This window comes from Actinomadura atramentaria DSM 43919, from assembly GCF_000381885.1.
In the GTDB taxonomy this organism is placed as follows: Bacteria; Actinomycetota; Actinomycetes; order Streptosporangiales; family Streptosporangiaceae; genus Spirillospora; species Spirillospora atramentaria.
Genome location: NZ_KB907212.1, coordinates 300,932 through 316,676 on the forward strand (window position 1 = coordinate 300,932; position 15,745 = coordinate 316,676).

Consider the following 15,745-nt stretch of genomic DNA (forward strand, 5'->3'; position numbering starts at 1 on the left):
CGGCTAGGGGCGCGGACCGAGCTTCTCGACGATCAGCCGGTAGAGCTGCCGCGGCCGCCCGGGCTGCGGGCTGCGGTTCGGCGGCAGCGGCCAGGCCAGCCCCTCCTCGACGAGCGTGCGCAGCAGCCGCCGCGCGGTGCGCGGGGTCACGCCGAGCATCCGCCCGGCGTTCTCGGCGTCCACGACGAGCGGCTGCTCGCGGTCGCCGAGCTTGTCGGCGAGCCGGGCGAGGATCTCCAGCCCCTTCGGCTTGGGCTGCGGCGGGGTGCGCGGCGGCGTGCGCGGCGCGGGGACGAGCGCCCGCCCGTCGCGGTCCAGCGTGAACCCCTGCGTGCGCTGCGAGCTCTGCGACCGCGCGAGCGCCGCCCGCGCGTGCGACTCGGCCTCGTGCGCCGTCCGGCCCATGCCGATGCCGACCTCGATGGCCAGCCCCAGCTCCTCGCGGACCCGCTCGACGAACGGCGGCGTCCGGAACCCCTCGGTCCCGGCGGTGACCGAGCCGCGCGTCGCGATGACGAGGTAGCTGTGGTCGTCCAGCGGCCACACCGAGGCGTTCATCCGGTGCGCCTCCTGGAGCAGCACGCGGTGCAGCGCCAGCTTCAGCTCGTCGCGCCAGTACCGGGGGGTGACCCGGCGCGGCGTCTCGCGGAGCGTGGGGACGTCGACCAGGACGGTGACGAGCTGCGACTCCTCCAGCCGGTGGTGCGCCCCGAGCAGCGCCGCGGTCTGCAGCGAGCTGCGGATCGCCGCGCCGGTCGGCCGGACGCGGATCGTCGGCACCCCGGCCAGCTCCATCCGCTCGGCGGTGGCGTGGACGCAGGTCATCGCGACGGTCGTCGCGCCGCGCCGCCACAGCCGTTCGTGGAACGCCGCGAGCGTGCCGGGCCCGGCCGCCTCCTCGCGCAGGTGGACCTGGTCGGTGTCGAGGCTGATCTCGCCGTACGCCTCCTCGACCTCGGCGCGGCCGAGGACGTCGATGCTGACCCGCGAGGGGTCGAAGCGCTCGTCGAGGGAGGCCCGCAGCAGCGCGCCCTGCAGCGCGGCGCCGTTCAGCGGGACGTAGGTGGCGGGCATCGTCAGGACGCCGGCCTTGCGCGCGAAGTCGTAGGGGACCGGGCTGGCGAACAGGCACACGTCCACGCCCGAGCCCAGCCGGACGACCTTGTCGGCCGCCTCCTGCTCGTCCCGGTACGCGGCCGCGACGAGGCGGCTCGGGACCGGGGTGGGGCCGTGGCCCATGAGCATGACCCGCTCCACCAGGTCGTGCGGCCCCACGACGCCGATCGTGAGGTCGGGCGCGACCCCGCCCGCCCGTGCAGCCGTCATCGGTGACCGCTCGCTTCCCGTTCTGCCGGGGGGTCCGGCTCCGGTCCTGCGTTCGCGCACGCTCCGCCCAACGGTTGACTCATGGCTTTTCGCCCCTGCCTTGTGACCCAGCACCGCGGTTCCCGTGCGATTCGTTCCTCAGTGGGCAGATCGTGTCAGGGCGACAGCGCGTGACGCCCATGACGCGAAATCGAATCAAGAGTGCGGCGAAAAAGTAACCTACGCGACCCCCTGGGAAGTAATTTGTCACCATTCGGCCAGCCTTGATCCTGCATCTTCGGGTGTCCGAAGTTGAAAAACAAGACCCGAAAACGTAGGAGACAGGTCTCTATGTCGTCACGACGGGGCATTGCCGTCACTCGGGACCGGATCGTTCGCCACGCAGAGTGACGCCCGTCCATCCCGGCCCGCGCCGGGTCCGAGAACGACGAATCCGCCCGGCGGCCGGTATGGGCCTCGCCGGGCGGTGAACGTCCTCCTTGACCGGTTCTGTCAGCCGACTTCGCGCACGATGTCGGCTCCGACCTGGGAAAGCCGCTCCGCGGTGTGGGCGTGGCCGCGGTCGAGGTAGTACGCGGACGTGATCACGGTCTCGCCCTCGGCGGCCAGTCCGGCGAGCACGAGCGCGCTGCCGCACCGCAGATCGTGCGCCTCGACCTCCGCGCCGCGCAGCGGGCGCCCGCCGAGGACCTTGGCGCGGTTGCCGTCCACCTGGACGTCCGCGCCCATGCGGCCGAGTTCGCCCGCCAGTTTGAACCGGCCGTCGAAAATGCGCTCGTAAATATAGGACGGGCCATCCGCCAAGCAGGACAGCGCCATGATCGGCGACTGGAGGTCCGTGGCGAAACCCGGGTACTCGTCGGTGATGACGTTGATCGGCCGGAGCTGCCGGTCGCGCCGCACGTGCAGGACCGCGCCCTGCTGGTGGAACTCGACGCCCATCTGCTCCAGCTTGTCGGCCGCGACGCCGAGGTGCTCCATCGACGCCCCGACCAGGTTCAGCTCCCCCCCGGTGATCGCGGCCGCCATCACGAACACGCCGGTGTCGATGCGGTCCGGCATGACGGTGTGCTGGACGGCGCTCAGCCGGTCGACGCCCTCGACGGTGATGAAGCCCGTCCCGCCGCCGCTGATCCGCGCGCCCATCGCTTGGAGGAACGCGATGTTGTCCAGGACCTCCGGCTCCAGCGCCGCGTTCTTGATCAGCGTCGTGCCGCGCGCGAGCGCCGCCGCCATGATCAGGTTCTCGGTGCCCGTGTGGGACGGGGTGTCGCAGTACAGCGTGCCGCCGCGCAGGTCGCCGGCCTTGATGTGGATGACGCCCTCGCCGTCGTCCGTCATCTGCTCGGTGACGGTCGCGCCCATGCGCTTGAAGCCGTTGTAGTGGAAGTCCAGGTTCCGGCTGCCGAGGTTGCAGCCGCCGACGCCCTCGATGACGGCCTCGCCCAGCCGGTGCAGCAGCGCCGGGACGAACAGGAACGAGCCGCGGAACCGCGCGGCGATCTCCGCGGGCAGGACCGGGCTCGACAGCGTGGAAGCGTCGATGACCAGCGTCCGCTCGGCCTCGTGCAGCTCGGCGCGCGCCCCGAGGGCCTGCGCCAGCTCCACGGCGCGGCGCACGTCCTCGATGATCGGGACGTTGCGCAGCACGGTGCGGCCCTCGGCGGCCATCAGCGAGGCGCCGATCATGGGCAGGACGGCGTTCTTCGCGCCCTGGACGAAGACGGTCCCGGCCAGCCGCCGCCCGCCCCGCACCCGGTAGCGGACGTCGGTTCCCGCGGTCGCGGCGACGGCGTCGAGCGCGGCGGCCTCGACGGCGCGCGCGGCGCTCTCGTCGGCGGCGTCTCCGGCGCCGGTGCTGATCGTGGTCACGGGCGTCCTCCCGTCGCGCGTCCCTGGCCTCGGCAGTGCGTGTACGCGGTCTCGTGCGCTCTCCCCGTCGCGGGCGTCGCGGCCCGGCGCGGGGCGCGGGCCTCCAGTCCACTGCTGCGCATGTGACTCCTTAACCTGCGGGAACGGTGCCTGCCAGAGCGGGAAACGGAAGCGCCGTCCGCCCGCCCGGCGTGGAAATCGCGGGGCACGGGATCGTGGGCGCGCCGGAGCCGCCCCCTGCGGTGTGAACGCAGCCCCAGTAAACCACCGAGCCGGTGGTGAAGGGCCCGAAGCGCTCCGGGTTTACCCACTCTCTGGTGTTTTAGGACCGGCTATCTACCCCGATAGTTCCCTCGGTGTCCTTTTCCGGCCGACGAGCGTGACGAACACCCCGCAACCGCAGTCTAAGTTGATCATTTGGACCGGTCCCATGCGGGGTGGGGGCACCCCTCACGCCTCCCGGAGGACTTCCACCGGATCGCCGACGACCAGCCGGCCCAGCACGCGCGGGACCGCGTTCTGCCCGAACCGGATCTCCTGGTCCGCCAGCCGGTACTTGGCGAGCGTCCGCAGCGGCTCGCGGCCCCGCTCGGCCGTCCGCTGGTCCGTCGTGGTGATCACGCAGCGGGCGGACGGCTTGACGATCTCGATCTCCGCCGCGTCCGGGCCCGCGCCGATCCGCAGCCGCCGCACGCCGTCCTCGCCGTACGGGCCGAGGCCCGCCAGCACGATGCTCGGGCGGAACCGGTTCATCGGCAGCGGCTCGTCGAGCCGGGCGTTCAGGTCCGCCAGCGACTCCTCGGAGATCACCAGCAGCGGGTAGCCGTCCGCGAACATCACCTCGCCGCCGCCCACGGACGTCGAGCGGCTGCCGGTGAACCGGACCAGGCGGCAGTCCAGGCCGAGCGCCGCCCCGAACCAGCGCGCGGCCTCGTCGCCCTGGTCGACGCCCGCGCAGTGGCTGGCGTGGACGCGGACGTCCAGGACCGGCCCGTTCGCGACCGCCTTGTGGAGCAGCGGCGCGGGCGCGTCCGGCGCGGCGAGCCGCACCGCCAGCAGCTCGCCGTCGAACTCCGGGCGCAGCAGCGCCATCCGCGTGCAGGTCCGCTGGGACAGGAACCGCCCGTCCGGGTCGACCAGCATGAACTCGCGGTCGAACCGGAGCCCGCGGGGCGTCAGGGCCGTCGCGGCCAGCGCCGTGCCGCCGCCGCTCTTGAGCGGGTAGACGTTCAGCGCGGCCAGCGTCGCGGAGATGGTCACGGGCGGGCCTCCTGCCCCCTCGGAAGCGTCAGGTGAGTGCGGCCAGGCGGTCGAACATCGGTGCGAGCCGCTCCACGAACCGCTCCGGGCGCGACACCGCGTCCAGCCGGGCCTCGTCCAGCGTCAGCCCCGCCTCCGCGGCCTCCGTCCGCAGCGTCTCGCGGAACGGGACGCCGGTCTCCCAGGTGCGCATCGCGGCGCGCTGCACCAGCGGGTACGCCTCGTCGTCGCGGGACATGCCCGCCTCGACCAGCTCCAGCAGGACCGTGGACGTGTAGATCAGCCCGCCCGTCGAGTCCAGGTTGGCGCGCATCCGGTCCTTGTCGACCACCAGGCCCGACATCAGGCGGTTGGTCAGGTTCAGCATGTAGTCGAGGGCGATCGACGCGTCCGGCAGCGCGATCCGCTCCGTCGAGGAGTGCGAGATGTCGCGCTCGTGCCACAGCGGGATGCCCTCCAGCACCGGCACGACCTGCGCCCGCACGATCCGCGCCATCCCCGCCAGCCGCTCGGAGATGATCGGGTTCTTCTTGTGCGGCATCGCCGACGAGCCCTTCTGGCCCTTGCCGAACGGCTCCCACAGCTCCCGCACCTCGGTGCGCTGCCCGTGCCGGACCTCCAGCGCGACGGCCTCGCAGACCGTCGCCATGATCGCCAGCGCGGACGTCCACTCGGAGATCCCGTCGCGCAGCACGACCTGCGTCGAGACGTCGGCGGGCTGGAGGTCCAGGCGGCGCGCGACGTGCCGCTCGACCGCCGGGTCGATGTTGGAGTACGTGCCGACCGCGCCGGAGATCGCCATCACGCCGACCGCCTCGCGGGCGCGGCGCAGCCGGTCCCTGGAACGCGCCATCGCGAACGCGAAGTCCGCCACGCGGTGGCCCCACACGTCCGGCTCGCCGTGGATGCCGTGCGTGCGGCCCACCCGCAGCGTCGCGCGGTGCTCCAGCGCGTGGTCGCGCAGCGTCGCGACCAGCGCGTCCGCCTTCGCCAGCAGGATGTCGGTGGCCTCGACGAGCTGGAGCGCCAGCGCCGTGTCCAGCAGGTCGGACGAGGTCATGCCGAAGTGGACGTACCGGGCCGCCTCGCGCGGCTCGGTGTTGTCCGCCCACGCCGACAGGAACGCGATCACGTCGTGCTGCGTGACGGCCTCGATCTCGTGTACCGCCTCCGGCGTGGGCGGCGCGGCCTTGCGGACCGGTTCCACGACGTCGGCCGGGATCGTCCCGGCCTCGGCGTGGGCCTCGACCACCAGGGTCTCCACCCGGCACCACAGCTCGTACTTGTGCGCGTCGCTCCAGACGCGGCCCATCTCCGGAAGCGTGTAGCGTTCGATCACGCCTCGATTGTCCCAGGTGGATCGGGATGCTGCGGCCGGGGCTTGTTTCAGCCCGCGGCTGCGGCCTTCGCGGCGATGTCGGTGCGGAAGTGCGCGCCGCGCAGCCGGATGCGGCCCGCCGCCGCGTACGCCGCCGCGCGCGCCGCCGCCACGTCCGGGCCGGTGCCGACCACGCTGAGGACGCGGCCGCCGCTCGTCACCGGGACGCCGTCGCCGTCCAGGCTCGTCCCGGCGTGCAGCACGTACGCGCCGCCGACCGCCTCCGCCTCGGGGATTCCGGCGACCGGGTCGCCCTTCACCGGCGCGGCCGGGTAGCCCTCCGCCGCGACGACGACCGTCACCGCCGCGCCCGGGTGCCACGCCAGCTCGACCGCCGGGTCCAGCCCGCCGAGCGCGCACGCGTGCAGCAGCCCGCCGAGCGGCGTCGCGAGCCGGTCCAGGACGACCTGCGTCTCCGGGTCGCCGAAGCGCGCGTTGAACTCCACGACCCGCACGCCGCCCGACGTCAGCGCCAGACCCGCGTACAGCACGCCGACGTACGGGAGGCCGCGCGAGCGCAGCTCGTCCAGCGCGGGCTGCACGACCGTGGCCATGACCTCGTCCACCAGCCCGGCGGGCGCCCAGGTCAGCGGGGTGTACGCGCCCATGCCGCCGGTGTTGGGGCCTTCGTCGCCGTCCAGCGCGCGCTTGAAGTCCTGCGCGGGCAGCAGCGGGACGGCGTGGACGCCGTCGCACAGCGCGAACAGCGACACCTCCGGGCCGTCCAGGTACTCCTCGACCACGACGCGGTCGCACGCGGCGGCGTGCGCCAGCGCGGCGTCGCGGTCCTCGGTGACGACGACGCCCTTGCCCGCGGCGAGTCCGTCGTCCTTCACGACGTACGGCGGGCCGTAGGCGTCCAGCGCCGCCTCGACGTCGACCATCGACTCGCACACCTGCGCGTCGGCGGTCGGGACGCCCGCGGCGCGCATGATCTCCTTCGCGAACGCCTTGGACGCCTCGATCTGCGCGGCCGCCGCGTCCGGGCCGAAGCACGCGATGCCCGCCGCGCGCAGCGCGTCGCCGACGCCCGCGACGAGGACGGCCTCCGGCCCGACGACGACCAGGTCGGTGCGCAGCCGCTCGGCCAGCTCCACGACGGCGTTCGGATCGGTCGGGTCGACCTGGTGGTTGACCGCGACCGCGGCCGTCCCCGGGTTGCCCGGCCCGCAGTGCAGGTCGGTGACGGAGGGGTCGCGGTGCAGGGCGCGGGCGAGCGCGTGCTCGCGGCCACCCGATCCAAGGACGAGTACTCGCACGATCGCGCAGCTTACCGAGTGCGCGCCGCGCGACGCCCCGCGACCGCTTCGCGCGCGGTCGCCCCGGCGGCCGGTCCGGTTCACCGGATCGGCCGCCCGGAAGAGGCCGGACGATCCGCCCGTTGTCGGCGGCGTCTCAAATGTCGGCTGGTAGGCTTCGCTGGGTCATTGACACCCGCCCGCGTTCGCCGGGCGGGCTCCGCGACTCTGGGTCATCGCGCGGTGACGGAATCCCGTCCCCGATGGCCGCGGCCCGATGTGAGCGGGTGGAAGGAGGTGGTCGGGATGAGTCCTGGTGATACGTGCAGTTCGCCGGAGAACCCTCACAGTCCGAACGGGACTGACGTCCGACCGACCGCCCTCACCCGGCGTCCGGCCGCCCCCCTCCACGCGCGCTCCCTCGCCTGACCCGGGCCGAGCGCGCCTGGACGCGTGCGGCCGGACGGTTAGGAGCACCCGATGGCCATGACGCGAGTCCGCCCCGGTCGCGCCACCAAGGCGCTGTTCAAGCCGCGCAGCAGGCCCGGCCAGGCGTCGCCCGCCGCCCGCGGCAGCGCGGTGATCGACTGGGCCGCCTACATCGACGGGCACCGGGTCTGCACCGACTCGGTCGCCGACGCGGTCCGCCTCATCCGCGACGGCCGCCTCGACGCGGGCGGCGAGGAGAGCGCCGGGTTCGTCTGGGTCGGGCTGCACGAGCCGTCCGCCGACGAGCTGACCGCGCTCGCGGACGTGTTCGGCCTGCACCCGCTCGCCGTCGAGGACGCCGTCCACGCCCACCAGCGGCCCAAGCTGGAGCGCTACGGCGACACGCAGTTCTTCGTGATGAAGACCGTGGGCTACGTGCGCCGCCCGCCGGAGGACGCCGAGGTCGTCGAGACCGGCGAGCTGATGGCGTTCTGCGGTCCCGACTTCGTCGTGACGGTCCGGCACGGGGAGCACGGCGAGCTCGGCACCGTCCGCGAGCAGCTCGAGCAGCGGCCCGAACGGCTCGCGCTCGGCCCGGCCGCCGTCCTGCACGCCGTCGCGGACCGCGTCGTGGACGGGTACGTCAACGTCGCGGACGCCGTCCAGGAGGACATCGACGAGGTCGAGGAGGCCGTCTTCTCGCCCGAGCGCACCGACGAGGCCCGCCGCATCTACCGCCTCAAGCGCGAGGTCATCCAGCTCAAGCGCGCGGTCGGGCCCCTCGCCGGGCCGCTGCGCAACCTCACCGGGCGGCGGTTCATCCCCGAGGACATCAAGGAGTACCTGCGCGACGTCGAGGACCACCTGACCCGCGTCCGCGAGCAGGTCGAGTCCTACGACGAGCTGCTCAACCCGATCCTCCAGGCGCACATGACCCAGGTGACGGTCGCCGACAACCAGGACATGCGCAAGATCTCCGCGTGGGGCGCGATCTTCATGGTCCCGACCGCCATCGCCGGGATCTACGGCATGAACTTCGACCACATGCCCGAGACGCGCTGGCAGTACGGCTATCCGCTGATCCTCGGCGTCATCGCGGCGGTCTGCCTCGCCCTGTACCGGGGCTTCCGCCGCAACGGCTGGTTGTAACGCCCGTCGCAGTCCAGGCCGCGGAGATCTCCGCCGCGTGGTCGCCGTTCTGGTCCGCGCCTCCGCTCAGCACGACGTGTACCAGGTGACGCGGACGCCCGTGTCGAACGTGTGCGTGCGGTCCGGCGTGAATCGCGTCGGGGCGAACGGGCCGTCGAACAGCGGGACGCCGCCGCCCGCCACCACCGGGTACCGCTTGACCACCAGGCGGTCGATCTCGGGAAGCAGCGTCCCGGCCAGCTTCCCGCCGCCGCACAGCCAGATGTCCAGGCCCTCCTCCCTCTTGAGGTCGCGGACGAACGCGAGCGGGTCCGCGTCCACGACGGTGACGGCCGGGTCGTCGGCGCGGCCGAGCGTCGTGGAGACGACGTACTGGCGCAGGTGCGCGTACGGGCTGGCGGGGCTGTCCGGCACCGGGCGGTAGGTGCCGAGGCCCATGAGCACCGTGTCGAACGCCTGGGCGGGAGCGTCCGCCAGACCGAGGTGCGGGCGGGCGAAGGTCGGGATGGTGTCGGGGAACTCGGCGGCCAGCCAGGCGTGGTAGTCGGCGAGCTGCTGGCCCTCGCCCTGGGGGAAGAAGTCGAACTCCCCGCCGGGGCCGGCGATGTAGCCGTCGAGGGAGGCGCCGATGTAGTAGACGAGGTCGCGCATGTAATAACTCCGCTCGTAGTACTCTGGTTGAAGTGGTTTGACCGTAGTACTACATCTGGAGTGGTGTCAATGCGGAGCAATCCCGAGCGGCGCGCGGCGCTGGTGGACGCGGCCATCGAAGTGCTGGCCGGACAGGGTGCGCGCGGGCTGACGTTCCGGTCCGTGGACCAGCGCGCCGGCGTCCCCGCGGGCACGGCGTCGAACTACTTCGCCAGCCGCGACGACCTGCTCACGCAGGCCGGCGCGCGCGTCTACGAACGCCTCGTGCCGGACGAGGGCGTCCTGGAGCGCAACCGCGCCGGGACGACCGCCGAGGACTTCCTCGCGGGCGTGCGCGAGACCGTCGCCCGCGTCACCGCGTTCCCCACCGGGCACCTGGCGCTGCTCGAACTCCGCCTGGAGGCCACCCGCAACCCGGCGCTGCGGGCGGTCCTGACCGAGCGCATCCGCGCGGACATGGACTTCAACGTGGCGCACCACCGCGCGTCCGGCCTGCCCGGCGACGACGTGGCGGTGCGGCTCGTCCAGCTCGCGATCGGCGCGCTGATCACCGAGCAGCTCACGCTGCCCGACCTGGTCCCCGACGAGGAGCGCGACGTGCTCGTGACCGAGGCCGTCCGCCGTCTCGTCGGTGACGGGTGAGGCGTCGGCGCGCGGGAAACCGGGCGGGGAGGGGCGGCAGTTCTCTGCGCGGGGGCTACCGGTACCGCGCCGGACGGGTCAACGCCGGGTCAGCTCGGGACGGGGACGGGGACGGGGACGCGGGCGGGGGCCGGGAGCGGCAGGCCGCGGGCGGTCAGGACCGCGCGGAGCCGGTCGGGGTAGTCGGTGACGATCGCGTCCGCGCCGAGCGCGGTGTAGTAGTGCATCGCGGTCGGGTCGTTGACCGTCCACACCACGACGGGCAGGCCGAGTGCGTGCGCGTCCTCGATCAGCGAGCGGCCCGCGAGCCGCCGTTCGGGGGACAGGGCCGTCGCGCCGATGGACAGCGCCGCGCCCACCGGGTCCTCCGGCGGGAGGCCCGCGAGCCACGCGGTGCCGGGCGCGAGCGTCTTGCGCTCGATCAGCGCGACGCGGCCGAGCCCCGGCGCGTGCCGGGCCGCCGCCGCGAGGACGCGCCAGTCGAACGCGAGCAGGCGGCTGCGCCCGGTCAGGCCGTGGGCGTCGAGAACCGCCGCGACGTCGACGGTCAGGCGCTCCACCCGCGCGTCCGGCCACGACGGGTCCGTCTTCAGCTCGACCGCCAGCTTCACGGGCGCGGCCGGGCCGATCAGCGCGCACGCCTCCGCGAGCGTCGGCAGCCCCGTGCCGGGCGCGGGCCGCTGCGTCAGCACGAACGGGTCGTCGTCCGACGTCGGCCGCCGCAGCCCCGCGTCCAGCGTCCGCACCTGCGCGAGCGTCAGCTCCCCGATGGCCCGCCCGACGTAGGGGAACAGCGGGTCGCCCGCCGTCGCCGGGGCGGTGTCGGCGACGTTCAGCGCGGACAGCACCTGGTCGTGGTTGAGGACGACGACGCCGTCGGCGGTGCGGCCGACGTCCAGTTCGAGCGCGTCGACGCCCAGCTCCAGCGCGTGCGCGAAGCCCGGCAGCGTGTTCTCCGGCCGCAGTCCGCGCGCGCCCCGGTGGCCATGAACCTCGACGGTCCCCCCGTGCAGAGTCACGGCCGAACGCTACCGCCCGCGTACGAATGCAAACCGGCCGATGGGCGAGAACCCTGTGAACGCTCCCGGGTGAGAAGAGTCACGCCGGGGTCAGCGGACGCGCCCGCGAAGCTGGTCCGCGACGCTGAGGAACACGTACAGGTTCGGGACGGCCCCGACGGCGACGTTCACCGGCGACCGCCACTTCCCGCCGACCCTGAACTCGACGAAACCCTGGGCGAACCGCACGTCCTCGACGTCCTGCCAGCGCACGGTGCCCCGCGCGGAGCCGACCTCGTCCCGCGTCGCCCAGATCTTGCCGAACTCGACGCGCTGCCCCGCGTTCAGCCGGTCGGCGACGGCGGGGAGCTGCGCGGCGGTGACGCCCTCCTGGAGGGCCGTCCCCCATTCCGGGTGCCGCTCGAACCTGCCGGTGCCGGGCGTGCCGCCCTCGCGCCCTTCGAGCGTCACCTGCCCGCCGTCGATGTCGGTGAGCTTGTAGGTGTAGTCCGTCCAGCCGGTCACGCCCGTGTGCCGGACGCTGCTCCGCCGCACCTGCGTGCTGTCGTAGCGGACGGTGTGGACGCGGCCCTTCACGGCGGCGACGAGCCCGCGGTCGTAGAGGCGCAGCCCGAGGTTCGCGTTCTTCGACGCCGTGGACAGCTCCGAGATCCAGATGCAGACGGCGATCACCGCGATGAGGACGAAGAACAGCCCGAACGCGGTCCCGGCGGCGAACAGCACGACCGCCAGCACCGCGCAGACCACCGCCGAGACGAGCGAGAAGCGGATCGAGCCGCCGTCCGGCTGCGCCCCCGCGTACACCCCGCGCCGCGTTCCCAGGCCGGCGCGCTGCGCCGCCGCGTCCATCTCGTTCGCCGCGTCCCCGGCCATCCGCGCTCCCTCGCGATCCGTCCGCTGGCGGCGCGGGACCGGCACACCGGTCCCGCGCCCGGCGCGGACGCTATCAGACAAAGGTGTCTATTTGAGGGCGGCGGGGTTACGGGGCCGCGTTCACTGCGTCACGGACCCGGCTCCGAACAGGCTCTTGAGGTCGCCGAACAGCCCCGGATTCGGCTGGACCTGGAAGTACTCCAGGTTCACCAGCAGGCCCTTGCGCCCGTGCCGCCGCAGTTGCAGATGCACCGGAGCGTCGCCCGGATGGGCCTTGAGGATGCGCTTCAGTTCGGCGGTCGTCGGCTCGGTGATCCGGTCCATCGCGACGCTGATCACGACCGGCGGCTCTTTTCCGGTCGCCGCCGAGACGTCCAGGACCTCCATCTCCTGCGCGTGGATGGAGACGTTCCCGTCGCGCTCGTTCATGCGGCCGAGGACGGAGATGACGACGTCCGGCGCGAGCGACGGCGCGTAGAGCTGGTACACCTTCGGGAAGAACAGCACCTCGATGCTGCCTTCGAGGTCCTCCAGCTTGATGATCGCCCAGGTGTTGCCCTGCTTGGTGACCTTGCGGTCGAGCCCCGCGATGATCCCCGCGAGCCGGACCATTCCCTCCCGGCCGCCCGCGCCCGCGTCGGCCGTGGAGATGTCGCGGTTGCGTTCGAGGATGCGCTCCGCGCCGTCGAGCGGATGGGAGCTGACGTACAGGCCGAGCATTTCCCGCTCGAACTGCAGCAGCGTCGCCTTGTCCCACTCGTCGCCCTCGGGAACGGCGACGGAGAAGGAGCCGCCGCCGTCGGCGGTCTCGTCCAGGCCGCCGAACAGCGAGTCCTGGCCCATCGCCGCGTTCTTCTTCTCGCTGATGACGGCGTCGATGGCCTGCTCGTGGACCGACAGCAGCGCCTTGCGCTCGTGCCCGAGGCTGTCGAACGCGCCCGCCTTGATCAGCGATTCGATGGCCCGCTTGTTGCAGACCGGCATCGGCACCTTGGTGAGGAAGTCGTTGAAATCCGTGTAGGCGCCGTCCGCGCGGCCCTTCATGATCCCGTCCACGACGTTGTCGCCGACGTTGCGGATCGCGTTCAGGCCGAACCGGATGTCGTCCCCGACCGCCGCGAACCGCGCGACGCTCTCGTTGACGTCCGGCGGCAGCACCTTCACCTTCATGCGGCGGCATTCCCCGAGATACACCGCCATCTTGTCCTTGTTGTCGCCCACGGACGTGAGCAGGGCCGCCATGTACTCGGCGGGGTAGTTCGCCTTCAGATAGGCGGTCCAGTAGCTGACCAGCCCGTACCCGGCGGTGTGCGACTTGTTGAATCCGTACGCGGAGAACGGCACGAGGACGTCCCAGACGGCCTGGGTCGCCTCCTTGGAATAGCCGTTCTTCGACATCCCCTCGGAGAAGATGGCCCACTGCTTGTCCATCTCGGCCTTCTTCTTCTTGCCCATCGCGCGCCGCAGGATGTCCGCGCCGCCGAGCGTGTACCCGGCGAGCTGCTGCGCGATGGCCATGACCTGCTCCTGGTAGACGACCAGGTGGTAGGTGTTGCCGAGGATGGGTTCGAGGGCGTCCCTCAGCTCGGGGTGGATCGGCTCGATGGGCTGCTGCCCGGCCTTGCGCAGCGCGTAGTTGACGTGCGCGTTCGCGCCCATCGGACCGGGGCGGCCGAGGGCGAGGACGGCCGAGACGTCCTCGAACTCCGTCGGCGCCATCAGCTTGGTGAGGTCGCGCATCATCGTGGAGTCGAGCTGGAAGATGCCGAGCGTCCAGCCCGCGCGCAGCAGCGCGTACGTCCTGGCGTCGTCCATCGGGACCTGCGCCATGTCCAGGTCGATGCCGCGGTTGGACTTCACGTTCGCGACCGCGTCCCCGAGGATCGTCAGGTTGCGCAGGCCCAGGAAGTCCATCTTGAGCGCGCCCAGCTCCTCGCAGGACGGGCCGTCGAACCCGGTGATGCGCGCTCCGTCGTCGGGCCGCTGGTGGATCGGCATGACCTCGATCAGCGGTTCCGACGACAGGATGACCCCCGCCGCGTGGACACCGGTGCCGCGCGTCAGGCCCTCGATGCCGAGGCCCGTGTCGATGACGCGCTTGATCTCCACGTCGTCGTTGTAGAGCTGCCGCAGCTCGGTCGCCTCGGCCCAGCGCGGGTGGTTCTCGTCGAAGATGCCGGTGAGCGGGATCTCCTTGCCCATCACGGCGGGCGGGAACGCCTTGGTGATGCGGTCGCCGAGCGCGAACGGGAAGCCGAGGATGCGGCACGCGTCCTTCACGGCCGCCTTCGACTTGATCGTCATGTAGGTGATGATCAGCGAGACGTTGTCCTCGCCGTACCGGTCGGTGACGTACCGGATCATGTCGCCGCGCCGACGTTCGTCGAAGTCCAGGTCGACGTCCGGCATGGAGATGCGCTCGGGGTTCAGGAACCGCTCGAAGATCAGGCCGTGCTCGATCGGGTCCAGCTCGGTGATGCCCGTGACGTACGCGACCATCGACCCCGTCGCCGAACCTCGGCCCGGCCCCAGCCAGATCCCGTTCTCGCGGGCGTAGTTGCAGATGTCCGCGACGACGAGGAAGTAGCCGGGGAAGCCCATCGACTCGATGACGCCCAGCTCGTACTCGATCCGCTCGGTGACCTCCTGCGGCACCGCGTCGCCGTACCGCTTGCGCGCGCCCCGGTCGGCCTCCTTGCGCAGCCACGACATCTCCGTCTCCCCCTCGGGGACGGGGAACTTCGCGGCGAGGTCGCGGTGCGAGAAGACGTCCGCGTAGTCCTCGACCATCTCCGCGACGAGCAGCGTGTTGCGGCAGCCCTCCTGCCACGGGTCGGACGAGTCCACCGCGCGCATCTCGTCGGCGGTCTTCAGGTAGTAGCCGCTCCCGCCGAACCGGAACCGGTTCGGGTCCGACATCAGGCTCTGCGTGCCGACGCACAGCAGCGCGTCGTGCGCGTCGGCCTGGTCCTCGGTGACGTAGTGCGAGTCGTTCGTGACGAGCGGCGGGATGCCGAGCCGCTTGCCGATCTCCACCAGTTCCTCGCGGACGCGGCGCTCCAGCGGGAGGCCGTGGTCCATGAGCTCCAGGAAGTAGTTCTCCTTGCCGAAGATGTCCTGGTACGTCCCGGCGGCCTTCAGCGCCTCGTCGAAATGGCCCAGCCGCAGCCGCGTCTGCACCGCTCCCGACGGGCAGCCCGTCGTCGCGATGATGCCCTCGCCGTGCTGCTCGAACAGCTCCGCGTCCATCCGCGGCCACTTGCGGTAGTAGCCCTCCAACGACGCCAGCGACGAGATCTTGAAGAGGTTCCGCAGGCCCTTCGCGTTCTTCGCCCACATCGTCTTGTGCAGGTACGAGCCCGACGCGGAGACGTCACCGCCCTCGCCCGTCGCCTCGTTCGTCTTCTTCTGGCTCGGATCGCCCCACAGGATCGGCTTCTTCACGAACCTGGACTCGGGCGCGACGTACGCCTCGATCCCGATGATCGGCTTGACGTCGGTCTTCTGCGCGGCCTTCCAGAACTCGTACGACCCGAACATGTTGCCGTGGTCGCTCATCGCGACCGCGGGCATCCCCAGCTCGGCCGCGCGCTCCACCAGCGGCGCGATCTTCGCCGCCCCGTCCAGCATGGAGTACTCGGTGTGGACGTGCAGGTGGACGTACGAATCGGCCAAGACCATCCCCTATCGCTTGTGGGGGGGCGACCCCCCACACCCCCCGCGGCGCGGAGCATGCATCCTCACTCCGCTAGCGCTCCGCTCCGGTGCATCCTCCGCGCTGCGCGCGCCCGGCCACTCGCTGGCGCTCGCGGCCGTGCGCCCGCGGGCAACCCCCTGCGGTCACCGTGGTCTCTACGAGGGTTTCGCAGGTGCTTCACCGAGGGAGCGGCGGCGCTCGTCACCGGTGG

The 15,745-nt window shown here is 72.2% G+C and carries 11 protein-coding genes; 2 read left to right on the forward strand and 9 right to left on the reverse strand.

Annotated features, from left to right (window positions below; translation table 11 throughout):
- Positions 1-3 precede the first annotated feature (3 nt).
- From G339_RS0114785 to purD, 5 genes are all read right to left on the reverse strand, one after another.
- Positions 4-1,326: a transcriptional regulator gene (locus G339_RS0114785; protein ID WP_019631857.1), complete on the reverse strand. Its 1,323-nt coding sequence runs from the start codon at positions 1,324-1,326 to the stop codon at positions 4-6.
- Positions 1,327-1,818: 492 nt separating this feature from the next.
- Positions 1,819-3,081 carry a UDP-N-acetylglucosamine 1-carboxyvinyltransferase gene (gene murA, locus G339_RS0114790; protein WP_026341452.1) on the reverse strand — a complete coding sequence of 421 codons (1,263 nt, stop codon included), beginning with the start codon at positions 3,079-3,081 and terminating at the stop codon, positions 1,819-1,821.
- A 567-nt stretch (positions 3,082-3,648) separates the two neighbouring features.
- Positions 3,649-4,458 carry an MOSC domain-containing protein gene (locus G339_RS0114795; RefSeq protein WP_019631859.1) on the reverse strand — a complete coding sequence of 270 codons (810 nt, stop codon included), beginning with the start codon at positions 4,456-4,458 and terminating at the stop codon, positions 3,649-3,651.
- A gap of 28 nt (positions 4,459-4,486) precedes the next feature.
- On the reverse strand, positions 4,487-5,797 hold the full coding sequence (gene purB / locus G339_RS0114800) for an adenylosuccinate lyase (protein ID WP_019631860.1): 1,311 nt from the start codon (positions 5,795-5,797) through the stop codon (positions 4,487-4,489).
- A 47-nt stretch (positions 5,798-5,844) separates the two neighbouring features.
- Positions 5,845-7,095, reverse strand: a complete 1,251-nt coding sequence (gene purD / locus G339_RS0114805; protein WP_026341453.1) for a phosphoribosylamine--glycine ligase — start codon at positions 7,093-7,095, stop codon at positions 5,845-5,847.
- A gap of 459 nt (positions 7,096-7,554) precedes the next feature.
- On the opposite strand from purD, the gene G339_RS0114810 reads away from it, so the two are divergent.
- Positions 7,555-8,652 (forward strand): magnesium and cobalt transport protein CorA, encoded by a 1,098-nt coding sequence (locus tag G339_RS0114810; protein ID WP_019631862.1) that lies wholly within the window; start codon positions 7,555-7,557, stop codon positions 8,650-8,652.
- 66 nt (positions 8,653-8,718) lie between these two features.
- Here the strand turns inward: G339_RS0114810 and G339_RS0114815 are convergent, their stop codons facing one another.
- A complete protein-coding gene (locus tag G339_RS0114815) occupies positions 8,719-9,303 on the reverse strand; it encodes a dihydrofolate reductase family protein (RefSeq protein WP_019631863.1) in 585 nt (194 codons plus the stop codon).
- Between the two features lie 69 nt (positions 9,304-9,372).
- Here G339_RS0114815 and G339_RS0114820 point away from each other — a divergent pair, with 69 nt between their 5' ends.
- Positions 9,373-9,945: a TetR/AcrR family transcriptional regulator gene (locus G339_RS0114820; RefSeq protein WP_019631864.1), complete on the forward strand. Its 573-nt coding sequence runs from the start codon at positions 9,373-9,375 to the stop codon at positions 9,943-9,945.
- Between the two features lie 89 nt (positions 9,946-10,034).
- On the opposite strand, the gene G339_RS0114825 is transcribed toward G339_RS0114820, so the two are convergent.
- The 3 genes from G339_RS0114825 to dnaE form a co-directional block, all read right to left on the reverse strand.
- Positions 10,035-10,964, reverse strand: a complete 930-nt coding sequence (locus tag G339_RS0114825) for a glycerophosphodiester phosphodiesterase family protein (protein WP_019631865.1) — start codon at positions 10,962-10,964, stop codon at positions 10,035-10,037.
- Between the two features lie 90 nt (positions 10,965-11,054).
- On the reverse strand, positions 11,055-11,837 hold the full coding sequence (locus tag G339_RS0114830) for a DUF6585 family protein (protein ID WP_019631866.1): 783 nt from the start codon (positions 11,835-11,837) through the stop codon (positions 11,055-11,057).
- Positions 11,838-11,957: 120 nt separating this feature from the next.
- On the reverse strand, positions 11,958-15,512 hold the full coding sequence (gene dnaE / locus G339_RS0114835; protein ID WP_019631867.1) for a DNA polymerase III subunit alpha: 3,555 nt from the start codon (positions 15,510-15,512) through the stop codon (positions 11,958-11,960).
- Between the last annotated feature and the right edge of the window lie 233 nt (positions 15,513-15,745).